The sequence below is a fragment of the Pseudonocardia sp. genome, assembly GCF_025965585.1.
In the GTDB taxonomy this organism is placed as follows: Bacteria; Actinomycetota; Actinomycetes; order Mycobacteriales; family Pseudonocardiaceae; genus Pseudonocardia.
In genome coordinates this window covers 20,499-33,286 of record NZ_JAOPWR010000246.1, presented here as the reverse complement: position 1 = coordinate 33,286, position 12,788 = coordinate 20,499, and the positions used below count along the sequence as shown (strand labels likewise).

The 12,788-nt window shown below is 70.2% G+C and carries 9 protein-coding genes; 5 read left to right on the top strand and 4 right to left on the bottom strand.

Annotated features, from left to right (window positions below):
- Positions 1-994: 994 nt before the first annotated feature.
- From ptsP to JWR81_RS15890, 4 genes are read right to left on the bottom strand one after another with little or no spacing between them, the layout of a single operon-like run.
- The gene (ptsP, locus tag JWR81_RS15905) at positions 995-3,580 is read right to left on the bottom strand and encodes a phosphoenolpyruvate--protein phosphotransferase (RefSeq protein WP_297652466.1); all 2,586 of its coding nucleotides are present in this window, start codon (positions 3,578-3,580) and stop codon (positions 995-997) included.
- A gap of 10 nt (positions 3,581-3,590) precedes the next feature.
- The gene (gene dhaL, locus JWR81_RS15900; RefSeq protein ID WP_297652472.1) at positions 3,591-4,229 is read right to left on the bottom strand and encodes a dihydroxyacetone kinase subunit DhaL; all 639 of its coding nucleotides are present in this window, start codon (positions 4,227-4,229) and stop codon (positions 3,591-3,593) included.
- 13 nt (positions 4,230-4,242) lie between these two features.
- A complete protein-coding gene (gene dhaK, locus JWR81_RS15895) occupies positions 4,243-5,244 on the bottom strand; it encodes a dihydroxyacetone kinase subunit DhaK (protein ID WP_297652461.1) in 1,002 nt (333 codons plus the stop codon).
- A gap of 12 nt (positions 5,245-5,256) precedes the next feature.
- Complete coding sequence (locus JWR81_RS15890; RefSeq protein WP_297652458.1) at positions 5,257-5,496, bottom strand: hypothetical protein; 240 nt, start codon at positions 5,494-5,496, stop codon at positions 5,257-5,259.
- A gap of 140 nt (positions 5,497-5,636) precedes the next feature.
- Here JWR81_RS15890 and JWR81_RS15885 point away from each other — a divergent pair, with 140 nt between their 5' ends.
- The 5 genes from JWR81_RS15885 (at position 5,637) to JWR81_RS34395 (ending at position 12,735) form a co-directional block, all read left to right on the top strand.
- A complete protein-coding gene (locus tag JWR81_RS15885; RefSeq protein WP_297652455.1) occupies positions 5,637-6,416 on the top strand; it encodes an IclR family transcriptional regulator in 780 nt (259 codons plus the stop codon).
- Entirely contained in the window at positions 6,416-7,384 is a 969-nt protein-coding gene (locus JWR81_RS15880) for an aldo/keto reductase (RefSeq protein ID WP_297652452.1), read from the top strand. The genes JWR81_RS15885 and JWR81_RS15880 overlap by 1 nt, the downstream gene beginning before the upstream one ends.
- Before the next feature lie 577 nt (positions 7,385-7,961).
- Entirely contained in the window at positions 7,962-8,900 is a 939-nt protein-coding gene (locus tag JWR81_RS15875) for a LysR family transcriptional regulator (RefSeq protein ID WP_297652449.1), read from the top strand.
- A 1,258-nt stretch (positions 8,901-10,158) separates the two neighbouring features.
- Positions 10,159-12,138 (top strand): SpoIIE family protein phosphatase, encoded by a 1,980-nt coding sequence (locus JWR81_RS15870; RefSeq protein WP_297652446.1) that lies wholly within the window; start codon positions 10,159-10,161, stop codon positions 12,136-12,138.
- 171 nt (positions 12,139-12,309) lie between these two features.
- Complete coding sequence (locus JWR81_RS34395; RefSeq protein WP_367278799.1) at positions 12,310-12,735, top strand: hypothetical protein; 426 nt, start codon at positions 12,310-12,312, stop codon at positions 12,733-12,735.
- The last annotated feature ends 53 nt before the right edge of the window (positions 12,736-12,788 follow it).

Here is a 12,788-nt window from a genome sequence, read left to right as displayed (position 1 = left end):
GTTGTTCGGCGGCGGGCTCGACGCAAACAGTTGATCACTGATTGGCACCCTTCGAGTGATGCACGCGCAACGACAGAGGAGGCGGTTGCTACCGGGGACTCTCGCGAGAGAACACCAAACTGTTACGCGGGAGCACACCCTTGGCCCAAGGGAGTCGACGTCACCAAAGCATGTCCAGCAGAGCGTCGTGCTCATCGACGCCGAACCGACCGAGCTCATCCGGCCGCATACTACGCTCCAGGACCACATCGGACCTCAAAACGGACTCGCTTCGCGAACCGTTCGCGCTGATCACAGCCTCGCTACACCTTCGATCGCCCGAAGCAAGCTGGGTTCTGAACCAAGCCGTGCCAGGGGTCGCCGATCGCTCCTCCCCCGCAGATCATCCCTGAAGTCGTCATGGACCTCGCGGTCCACCGGTGACGGAGGAAAATCGCGGGGTGCGCTCGCGATGACGCCGACCGCTTCTTGGTGCTGGTGAGCCCGTTCTGAAGTCTGGCCACGGGGGTTGCCCGGCACCCCTGGGCTGTTGCCTATGAGCACGTGGAGCAGGTCCTACGACAGTCCTGTTGTGGCTTCACCTCGAGATAATCACGGGTCAACCGCTGACCCTCATGATCGGATGATCGTCGCGCTCTGACCGGCTCTGCCACCTGCCCCACACCGGCGAGGATCGCTGACGCGATGAACTGAACGATGCGCTCAGTGCCTGACGACTACAGAAGATCACGCGGCATCTGCGAAACACCAGGCCCGGGGACTTGACCCGTTCACCGTTATGAGATCCCGCCGCGGGCCACAACGAAGACCGCCGACGATCTACTCGGCCACTACCGCCCAAGTCAACGAACCTCGATTCCCTGACACTAGTTGTCAAAGAGTTCGCAGACATCGGCGCCGCATTTCACGCGGTTGCCGCAGGCAGTGCTCGCCTGCGTGCCGGTCGGTCGTGTGCCGGTCGATCGTGTGGTGGTCGCGCCGTGCTCGCCCGGTTTCAGGAGTCGACGTCGGCGCGCCACGTCGTGAGGAGCTCACGGACGGCGTCCGCGCCGTCGGCCGCCAGCGCGGCGGCGGCCAGCCTGCCTGCCTCCCGCCGGTCCTGCCTGCGGACGCTCTCCTTGATCATCGGCACTGCACCCGGGGCCACGCTGAGCTCGCGTACGCCGAGGCCGATCAGCAATCCGGTTGCCCGCTCGTCGGCGGCCAACTCGCCGCAGACCGCTACCACCGCGCGGGAGACGGTCGCCCCACGACAGACCGCCTCGATCAACGCGAGAACCCCTGGATCGAACGGGTCCCCGACTGCGGCCAGGGCGCTGTTGCCGCGTTCAGCGGCCAGCGCGTACTGGGTGAGGTCGTTCGTGCCGATGCTGAAGAAGTCGACGTGGGGGGCGAAGGCCCGGGCTTTCAGCGCCGTGGCAGGCACCTCGACCATGATGCCGACATGCAGGTCGGGCGGATCGCCCCGGCCGACGAGCTTGATCGCGTCGTCGAGCATTCGGCGGGCGACCACCAGCTCCCGCATCGTGGCGATCATCGGGAACATCAGGCTGATCGGCACGTCGTGCGCGACCCGTACCAGCGCCAGGAGCTGGTCTGCCAGCAGCTGCGGACGGGCCAGCGACAACCGGATGCCGCGGACGCCGAGGAACGGGTTGGTCTCGGTGGGCATCGGCAGGTAGCTCAGTGGCTTGTCCCCGCCGACGTCGAGGGTCCGGAACGTGATCCGCCTGCCGTCGAGTGCCGCGGCGACCTCGCGATAGACCGCTTCCTGCTCGTCGACGCCCGGAGCCTGCGGTCGGCCGAGGAACAGGAACTCGGTCCGCACCAGACCGGCGAGGTCCGCACCGCTTGCGCGTGCCGACCGAGCGTCGGCCACCGAGCCGACGTTCGCGCCGACCAGGACCTCGACGCCGTCGCGGGTCACGGCGCGCGACGTGGCGCCGGCGAGGGCCTGGCGCTGCTGCCGCGCAAGTTCCGCCGCCCGCGCCCGGAAGCGTGCCTGCACGTCGGAGGCCGGGTCGGCCACGACCTCACCGCGGCTGCCGTCGACAGCCAGCAGCGTGCCGTCGGCGATGCCGAGTACTCCCGGACCTGCGCCGACGACCGCCGGGATCCCTCTCGCCCGCAGCAGGATCGCGCTGTGCGCCGTGGGGCTTCCGTAGGCCAGTACCACCGCGTCCACCCGCGACCGATCGAGCTCGGCGGCCTCGGTGGGCGTGAGATCGCCTGCCACCACGACACCGGCCGGTGCCGCATCACCGGTGGACAGCCCCAGCAGATCGCGCAGCACCGATTCGCCCACCGAGGCGACGTCCGCCGCGCGCGCCTGCAGGTACGGATCGGGAACGGTCGCCAGCTCCGCCGCCACGGCGTCGATGGCTGCCGACCAGGCCGCCGCGGCGGACCACCCGCTGTCGAGCCGGCCGTGGACGTCGCCGAGCAGGTCGGTGTCGTCGAGCAGCAGCAGGTGCGCGTCGAAGATCGCCGCGTCGGCCTCGCCGACCTCGCGCGCGGCGCGGGCGCGGACCCGGCCTACGTTGCGTCGGACGGTCGCGATCGACTGGTTGAGCCTGCGCCACTCGGTGGCCGGGTCCTCGGCAGGGGTCTCCGCGACGTCGACCGGCGCGAGCCTCATCGGCCACGCCGGGCCGATGCCGACGCCGGGCGAGGCGGGCAACGGTGCCTCGGCGGAAGCGACCTCCGCGTAGGCGGCTCTCCCTGTGGCGGTCCCCTTTGTGGCGGCCTCGTTCCCGCCGGTCCCGACCCCGCTGCCTGCGACGCCGTCGCCTGCGGCCTGGGTACTGCCGGTGGCCTCGTCGAAGCCGCGGGCGGCGAGCGTCAGGAGGTGATCCAGCGCCTCGGGGGCCTGGTTGCCGATGGCCCTGACCTCGACCTCGTGGCCATGTAGGGCCCCGAGCGTTGCCACCTTCGAGAGGCTGCCTGCGGGCACCCACGGCGACCCGGTGGTCCGGTTGCGCACCAACACGCGGGCGTCGAGCATGCGCACCGACTGCACGAGGCGTGACGCAGGGCGGGCGTGCAGCCCGTGGAGGTTGGTGACGGTGAAGACGCCGGTCAGCTCGCCGGCCTGCGCGGGTTCTTCCGATGGTTGCGCCACGCCGCCCTCGGCCGGCTTTTCGGCAGCCAGGTGGGAGGTCTTGCCTGCGAGCGCTGCGGACGCCTCCGCAGCGACCTCGTCCCGGCCTGCGCCGCCCGCCGCGGCCACCGCCGCGACGATCAGGCCTTCGACGAGCGGCGCGGGGCACAGCAGCACCCGTGCTCGCGCGTCGTCGTCGAGCAGTTCCAGTGCCAGTTCGGCCGAGAGCAGAGCGCTGCCGAGGTCCATCAGCACCACGACGCCCTGCCCCTGATCGGCGGCGGTGATCGCCTCGATGATCTGGCCGGCATCGGTACCGAAGGTCGTCTCGTCCAGTCCCGCGGCAACCTCGACCTGCACCTGCCTGCCGTGCAGCATCTCGCCGGCCAGCGCGACAGCGGCCCGGGCGAGCGCCCGGCTGTGTGACACGACCACGAGCCCGACCAGGCCTGCCGGTTCGTTGCGGGCGACCGTGGACATCCGGTGTTCCCTAGCCCTTGTCCAGTGCGGTGGCCGCCGCGGCCACCAGCAATGCCGTTGAGGTCGCGCCCGGGTCCTGGTGTCCCACGCTGCGCTCGCCGAGGTAGCTCGCACGGCCTTTGCGCGCGAGCATCGGGATCGTCGCATCGCGTCCGTTCTCCGCGGCCGCCGTCGCGGCGCGCAACGCCTCAGCCAACGGTGCGCCTGCCGCCATCGAGCGGTCCAGCGCCTCGACAGCCGGAGCCAGCGCGTCGAACATCGTCTTGTCGCCCGCTTCGGCCTTGCCGCGGGCAACCACGCCCTCGAGACCGGCGTGCAGCGCCTTGGCGAACGCCGGGCCGTCGAGCGAGTCGACCTCACCGGCTGCGGTCGCCATACGCAGGAAGAATGTGCCGTACAGCGGGCCGCTCGCCCCGCCGACCGTGCTCACCAGGGTCATGCCGACCTGCTTGAGCAGCGCCGCGGCGCCGGCGGGTTCGGTCCCGTCCAGCGCCGCGACGACGGCGCGCATGCCGCGATCCATGTTGGCACCGTGGTCGGCGTCGCCGATGGCGGAGTCGAGTTCGGTCAGGACATCCTTGTTCGCCGCCACCAGACCGGCGAACGTCCGGATCCATCGGCCCAGCGCCGCGTCGTCGAAGCTGTCCAGCTCGTCCACAGCGTCACAGACCCCAGCGGAGGGCCGGCGTGCGCACCGGCGCGTCCCAGAGCCCGACCAGCTCCTCGTCGAGCTTGAGCAGCGTCACCGAGCACCCGGCCATCTCCAGGCTGGTGATGTACGGGCCGACCAGCGACCGGGCCACCGCCACGCCCGCCTTCTCCAGGATCGTCGCGACCTCGTTGTACATCAGGTACAGCTCCAGCAACGGGGTGCCACCCATGCCGTTGACGAAGGCGAGGACCCCGTCACCGCCGGTGAAGTCGAGGTCGGCGAGGATCGGCTCCAGCAGCAGCTCCGCGACCTGGGCCGCAGGTACGAGTGGCAGCCGTCGCCTGCCGGGCTCGCCGTGGATCCCGATACCGATCTCGATCTCGGTCTCCGGCAGCTCGAACGTGGGCTTGCCTGCAGCAGGCACGGCACACGAGGTCAGCGCCATGCCCATGCTGCGACCGTTGGCGTTCACCCTCCGGGCCACGTCGGCCACCTCCGACAGGCTGCGGCTCTGCTCCGCCGCGGCGCCGGCGATCTTCTCCAGCAGCACCGTGACGCCGACCCCGCGGCGGCCCGCCGTGTAGAGGCTGTCCTGGACGGCGACGTCGTCGTCGGTGACCACCGAGACCACGTCGACCCCGGTCTCGGCGGCCGCCAGTTCGGCGGCCATCTCGAAGTTCATCACGTCGCCGGTGTAGTTCTTGACGATGTGCAGCACGCCTGCACCGCCGTCGACGTTCTTGGTCGCCTCGAGTATCTGGTCGGGCACCGGGGAGGTGAAGACCTCCCCGGCACAGGCCGCGTCGAGCATGCCGGTGCCGACGAACCCGCCGTGCAGCGGCTCGTGACCCGAGCCACCGCCGGAGACGAGCCCCACCTTGCCCGCGACCGGTACCGTACGCCGATAAATGATCTTGTTGGGAAGATCGACCCGAAGCTCCGGATGCGCGGCCGCCATTCCGCGCAGTGCCTCGGACACGATATCGGCCGGGTCGTTGATCAGCTTCTTCACGATTGTCTCCGCTCAGCAAGTGGCATTGGCGGGCGCGGGTACGGAAGCCCCGACGCCTGTGGCTGCGGCAGCGCTCGTGGCGTCAGCCCGGGGCTTGGAGATGGTCGTGGAGATCAGCGCCGCGACGACGGCCGCCACGAGGCCGATCGCGAGACCGGCGTACCCGGCGACCGCCTTACGGTGGATGACGCCGACGACGATGAACACCAGGACCGCCGTGCCGATCACCTCAGCGGTGAGCTTCTGAACCAACGATGGCTCGTTCCATGGGGCTCCTCAGAAGGGCGCATGGTCGAATCTGATTCGGCGATGTCGAACGTCGGACGTACGCTACGCTGCTGTGACGACGGACACAAGGCGTCATTCGGTATCGGCGAAGAGGTCGGTGACAGGTGATCCAGGCGGTGGATCGGGCGCTCCGCATCCTGGCTGTCCTGCAGGGCGGACGGCGGATGAGCCTCGGCGAAATCGCGAATCGGCTCGATCTGGCCCCCTCGACCGTGCACGGGATCATCCGCACCCTGCTGGCCCACGGCATGGTGGCGCAGGAACGCGACTCCCAGCGCTACCGGCTCGGGCCCGCCACGCTGCGGCTCGGCAACGTCTACCTCGACACCCTTGAGCTGCGGGCGCGGGTCTCGACCTGGGCGGAGGACCTGGCGCGGCGGACCGGGTGCGCGGTCCGTACGGGCGTGTTGCTGCTGGGTGACGTCGTGGTGGTGCATCACGAGCCGCGGCCGGACGGAACGCGGCAGATGCCCGAGGTCGGCATCGTCATCCCCGCGCACGCCTGCGCGCTGGGCAAGGCCCTGCTCGCCTTCGCAGACGACGGACTGGACCAGTTGCCCGCCAACAGCCGCAGCATGACCGGTGAGACCATCACCGATCCGGCGCAGCTGCGCGATCAACTCGACGTGGTGCGCCGGACCGGTCTCGCTACCGAGGTCGAGGAGGCCGTGCTCGGCGAGTGCAGCGTCGCGGCCCCGCTCGCCGACGCGGGGAGCGAGGTCGCGGGCGCGATCGGCCTCGTCGTGCCGACGGCGGAGTGGCCGGTGGGGGCTGCGGCACTCGATGCGCTCCGCGCGGCCGCGCGCGCGATCTCGCGGGAACTCGGCGCGCCTGCCTGGCCGCCCGCGGTGCCCATTGCCCTGCGGCCGCCCGCCTCAGCCTGATGTCCACGGCTCCCGGGGTCTCCCGGCTCGGCATCGGACTGGCGGCGATCGGCCGTCCGGCTTACCTCACCGCAGGACGCGAGCGCGATCTCGGTGGTCACCGCAGCGTTGCCGACCTGCGGGCGCGAACCCTGGCCGTGCTCGATGCCGCCTACGACGCGGGGATCCGCTATCTCGACGCGGCCCGGTCCTACGGCAGAGCCGAGGAGTTTCTCGCTGCCTGGCTCGCCGCACACCCTGACGTCGACGACGTGATCGTGGGGTCGAAGTGGGGTTACCGATACGTGGGCGACTGGCGGATGGACGCCGCGGTGCACGAGGTGAAGGACCACTCACCGGCCGCGTTCCGGACCCAGTACGCGCAGACCAGGGCGGTGCTGGGCCGACGACTCGGGGTGTACCACGTGCATTCGGCGACCATGACGAGCGGTGCACTCGACGATCCCGTGCTCCATCGCGCGCTCGCCGACCTCCGCGACCACGGCGTGCGCATCGGGGTGTCGACCTCCGGGCCCGACCAAGCGGACGCCGTGCGCCGCGCACTGGAGGTCGTGATCGACGGCGAGCCTCTGTTCACCTCGATCCAGTCGACATGGAACGTGCTGGAGACCTCGGCGGGTCCGGCGCTGGCCGAGGCCGCGGCCGCAGGCGCCCGGGTGATCGTCAAGGAGGTCGTGGCCAACGGCCGGCTGGCACCCGGCGGCGCCGACGGGACGCCGAGTGAGCGGCGGGTGGCCGAACTCTCCCAACAGCTGCACATCGGCGTCGACCAGCTCGCGATCGCCGCCGCACTGGCGCAGCCGTGGGCGTGGCGCGTGCTGTCCGGAGCGGCTACCTCCGAGCAGCTGCGTAGCAACGTCCGGGCCGCCTCCGTGCATCTGCCGACGGCGGTGTCGGCCGAACTGGCAACTCTCACGGAACCGGCCACGGCCTACTGGGAGGCCCGGTCGCGTCGATCATGGTCCTGAGATGGCGCATCGACCGGCGTCGACCGGGACCACCGTTTGAAATCCTGGGCTGCCATCATGAGGGCGCGAGTATTCCGCAGTGCTCCCCCGGCACCCTCGGAATAGCCCCGACCCGGAACCACCCCTGATCCCAGGACACCGAGGACGGCTGGAGTGGCCATGTTCCCCGCGCCGTGAACCAATCCGGCGGCCGGCCACAAGGTGTCCGTGCCTCGAGGAAGCTCACCCCCGGGCGCGAACACCAGACCTCCGCATTACGAGAACCTCGCTCGCCATGCTCACGATGTGCGCGGGGTCCATCCGTGCGCGTCGTGCGGTTCACCGTGCACGCCCGGGACACATGGGCCGCGATTTGAGGCCACGAAAGAGTCGGCGGTGGTACCGGCCAGCGCGACCCGATCGCTGACCGGCTTACATCCTGCCGAGCAACTGATCTTGCGGGCTGTTTCCGCAGCGACGGATCCTGTGGCGGCGACGGCTCCACCGGGGCGAGCCGCCCGCCACAGCCTCACGTGACCGGGCTTCACGGTGGGGTCGGCCCGTGGGACGCTATCCGTTGAGCTAAGGCCGTGATCGGATGGAGATCGCCCGGGAGATCGAAGTGTTTCTCGCGGTCGCCGAGGAACTGCACTTCGGCCGGGCCGCGGCGCGCCTACACCTGACGACGTCGCGGGTCAGCCAGGCGATTCGCGCTCTGGAGCGCCGCATCGGCGCGCCGCTGTTCGAGCGGACCAGTCGCACCGTGCGGCTCAGCTCGCTGGGCCAGTCCCTGTTCGACGAGACGCGCCCGGCCTTTCAACGGATGGAAGAGGCGATGCGCGCGGCCAAGCGCTCAGCCGGCCGGGAGCCGCAGGGGATGCTGCAGGTCTATTTCGCCAACTCGCTGCGCGAGGAGGTGACGGTGGCCCTGGTGCACGGCTTCGTCGAGGCCTACCCGCTCATCCCGCTGGTGCGCTACGCCTATCCGTCGATGCAGCACCGCCGGTGGTGCGACGAGCAACGCGACGACGTGTTCGTCACCTGGTTCCCCGCCGAGCCCGATGCGCTGGACCTGCCGCGGGTGCAGGTCGGCACCGTGATCCTGCGTGAGCCGCGATCGGTGGCGGTCCGGGCCGACCACGCGCTGGCGGGGCACGACATGGTCGACGTCGAGGAACTCGCCGACCACGACCTGCTCTACCCTCCCCCGGTCACCCAGCGGTTCGCCGACGCCTGGACCCCGCCGGTCACGCCATCCGGGCGACCGATCCGCCGGGTGCGGCGGATGACCGACAGCTACATGGAGGAAGCGGCCACGGTCGTGGTCCACGAGAACATCGCCCACGTGACCATCACCCGGCTCCCCTCGGTCCTGAAACGGCCCGGCCTGGTGCTGGTGCCGCTCAACGGCCTGCCGCCGTTCTGCCTGGCGCCGATATGGTCGATCTCTGCACAGAATGCGAGGATCCGGGACTTCTCCGCGCTGGCCGCGCGTATCGGCGCCGACGCCGGCTGGCTCTACACCGGTTCTGTATGAGGGCTTCATTACCCGTCACCGGGTTTCCGTACACATCGTGTCGCACGACGTTCAATGTGGGCCACGGTGCCGCACCGGGCTGCGAGGCGGGCGGATCCGTCGCCTGTTTACGTGCTGAGCTGGCAGGACGGAGCCCACCGCTCGTGGGAGGAGATCGACCGCGGCGCCGGCGGGCGATCACAGAGGCCCCCATGTGAACCCCGACTACACGATTCTGTAGCGAGCGGTGCTTGATGGTCGTGCCCGAGCGACCGAGGGTGTGTTCGCACGTGACACACGGTGCGCGACCAACAACCTCGGAGTAAACGACGTATGCCACTCACCGTAGGCCTGTACGGCAATCGCACATCCAGCGGGTGCCGATACCTCTACCCCGCCCCGATGCCGGCACCTCGGACCCACCGATGACCGACCTTGGCGAACGGCCTGCGACGCCGCCGCTGAGAGCAGGGCCGTGGCAGGGCGAGATAACGGGCGACGTGACTGGCGAAGCTTCGGTGACGGACGGGGCCTGGTTCTCCCGGACACGAATCCTGGCCGGTCGGAGGGCTGTGAGTCTACTGGGCAAGGGTTTACCGACCGGGTGGCCACGATCCGATCAATGACTGACGTCCTGGCCGTACCACGGCGAGTTCCCGCCTTTTTCAGGGGAGACTTGGCCAATCCATTTGCCGGTGGCACTCGGACTGCTCCCCAGGAGGCGGTTCCGGTACCACATCGACGGGGGTCGGTCGGCGGCGTGCGCCCGGCCGGCCCCCGACCACAGCTCTATCGCCTCTCTCGCCCGCTGATTGATGCGTCGCACGAACGGCAGATCCGGGCCTGACCGAGCCGCCAGTCGCCACGGACACCGAACCGATGACGACCACACCTGTCGCCGGTTCGCCGGCTGACGACGAGCAATACGAATTATCGACGAAAGGACACCCCATGAACCGTGAACACCCTGAAGTGCGCACGACTGCGGAGCCCGGGCACGGCGAACCGGTATACCCGCAGTGGATCGATCGGCTCGTGGAACTGCACGTCCTCGCCGACAACGGGGACGCGGCCTCGGCTGCGGCGGCCGCGAGCTGGATCGCTGAGGACAGCGAGGCCCGCCGTGTGTGGGAGGACGTACAACGAACCTGTGACCAGGTACGGACTGCACAGCCGGGGAACTGACGTGAACTCACCGTCTTCGCCCAGCCCTGCCGACTGGTCCTGTCCCCCGGCCGCTCGATCCAGGGGGTCAGCCGTGACAGCGGACTGTGGGGCCGTGGAGGCAGGCGAGCCGGACCCGCGGGTGTTCGGCGATCCGCGGGTGGTCGCCGAGTGTTTCGAGGATCTGCCGGCGCACGTGTTCGTCTTCGAGGGTCCTGATCACGTCATCGCGGCGGTCAACCGAGCAGCGCGGGCCATGTTGAGACCCGGCCGCCGGGTCGTCGGGCTACCCGTGAGGGAGGCGCTACCCGAGGTCGACGGGCAACGGCTGGCCGACGTGCTCGACAAGGTCTACACCAGCGGGCGCACGCTCTCCGAGCGCGAGTGGCGCATCCTGGTGGACGACAACGGGGACGGTCGGCTCGAGGAGTGCTACCTCGACTTCACCGCCATGCCGACCCGGCCCCGAGACGGCGCGGCGTGCGGGGTCGTCGTGCACGCGATGGATGTGACCGACGTCGTGGCGGCCCGGCAGACGGCCGAGGCTCAGGCCACCGCGTTCGAACGGCGTTACCAAGCCGCGCTGGATGAGGTCATGGCCCTGCAACGCAATCTGCTGCCGAAGCGGTTGCCGGTGCTTCCCGGGCTGGGGATCGCGGCCCGCTACCTGGTCGCCGACCGTGAGCAGGGCGCCGGCGGTGACTGGTTCGACGCGGTGTCGCTCGGGGACGGCCGGGTCGGGTTGGTCGTCGGTGACGTGGTCGGCTCCGGCCCGCAGGCTTCGGCGGCCATGGGCCAGCTGCGGGCGGTGCTGATGGAGCTCATGCTCGATGGTTTCGAGCTCCCCGAGGTGCTGGTCCGGCTGGACCGCTTCGTCGCACGGGTACCGGAGGCGAGGGCCAGCACTGTGTGCCTGGCCGTGCTGGACTCGACCGACGGGCGGCTGGACTACATCTGCGGCGGGCATCCGCCGCCGCTGGTGCTGGCCGCCGACGGGCAGGCCCACTATCTGCCTGTCGGGCCCGGGGGGCCGCTCGGCGTCGTCGCCACCACCACCCCCGTCCCGGTGCAGTCGGTGCGGCTGCAGACCGGCGACGCGGTGCTGCTCTACACCGACGGCCTGGTCGAGCGCCCCGACCGGCCTCTGCAGCAGGGCCTGGATCTGCTGCGAGTCGTCGCGGACGAGGTGCTGGCCCGGGACACGCCGCCGATGATGGCCGCCGTGGCCGCTGACCGGGTGTGCGAGCTGACGGTGGAACGCATGACCCGTGACGGCCATACCGATGACGTGACCGTGCTGGCGGTGCAGTGGACTGGGACCCATCCCCCGCCGTTCGACGCCGATCTGCCGGCCTTGCCCGGCGCGTTGGCAGGACTGCGCACCCGGCTCGGAGACTGGTTGACCTTGCTGGGTGGCGGCAACGACGACGCGCTCGCCGTGCAACTCGCCGTGCTCGAGGCGGTCAGCAACGTCATCGAACACGCCTACGCCGACGACGCGGGATCAGTGCGGGTCGAAGGGCTCCTCGACGGCGCCGGTCGAGTCTGCATGACCGTCACCGACACCGGTCGGTGGGCGCCCCCACCGGTCCATCCGGGGAATCGAGGACGGGGGTTCGCGCTGATCCGTGGCTGCATGGACACCATGGAGATCGACAGCGCCGCGAACGGCACCAGTGTCCTGATGGACCGCGAGCTGAGCCGCCTGCCCGCCGTCAGCTCCGACAGCGACGGCCCCCGGCGCAGCGCCGCGTCCGGCGAAGCCGGCTTCCGCGTCGAGATCATCGAGGTCGGCCCCCCGCAGGTGGCGGTGCACGGGCCGATCGACCTGTGTACTGCCGCCGAACTGCATCAGCGCCTGCTGGAAGCCAGCCGCGGCGGCGTGCTCCCGTTGGTCGTCAACCTCACCGGCGTGAGCCACTTGGCCAGCGCCGGCGTCCAGCTGCTCTACCAACTCGCCGAGCAGATGGCCGGGGATGGTCGCCGGCTCCAGCTGATCGGCCCCACCGGCACCGCCGCCCACCAGGTGTTGGCGCTGACCGGGCTGAGCCAGGTCGCCGAGATCGTCGAATCCTTCGAGGAACTCCTGAGCTGATCACCGGTGACCACAACCCCATCTCTGGTACGAGACGGCCGAAGACTGCACGGCACTGCCGGGTCTGTCGCCGCGCTGGCGAGAACGAACGGCGCGCGGAAGCCCGAGAGGAGGTAGTAGACGGGGACGGTGCCCGGCGGCCGGCGATAGCTCCTCATCGCGGCCGAGACCGTGGTGATCCTGCGGCTTGACGCCGAACGGCATCCCGGCGACCTCCAGCTCGCGGCCCTTGTCGGTGAGTTCTCCCTGCGCAGCCCCGACTTCCCGCGCTGGTGGGCCGATCGCAGCGTTTCCGAGCGGACGCACGGCAGGAAGCACTCCCGGCATCCCTTCGTCGGCGATCTCACCATCGAGTGCGAGGCCTCTGCTCCGCTGACGACCCGGAGCAGACGCTGTCATCTATTCGACCGAACCCGGCTCACCGTCCGCGGACGCTATCGCCCTGCTCAGCAGCTGGATCAGCGACAGGGGAGCGCGTGCACCCGGAGGTCGCGTTCGCGCCGACGTCCCTGGCGCCTCCGACGACGCGATCCTGAGGCAGCCCAGGGCGAACCGATCGAGGCGCACCACGCATTCGGTCCGAGCACGTCGTGGTAGATCGTCGTCGGGGCCCAGGCAGCTGACTCGGCGGGTGGGCCGCGCCGGCCGGT

Bases quoted from the DNA above. Each gene is read 5' to 3' on its own strand.
- JWR81_RS15880 (WP_297652452.1), top strand. From the start codon at position 6,416: ATGTCCACGGCTCCCGGGGTCTCCCGGCTCGGCATCGGACTGGCGGCG.
- ptsP (WP_297652466.1), bottom strand. From the start codon at position 3,580: ATGTCCACGGTCGCCCGCAACGAACCGGCAGGCCTGGTCGGGCTCGTG.
- JWR81_RS15875 (WP_297652449.1), top strand. From the start codon at position 7,962: ATGGAGATCGCCCGGGAGATCGAAGTGTTTCTCGCGGTCGCCGAGGAA.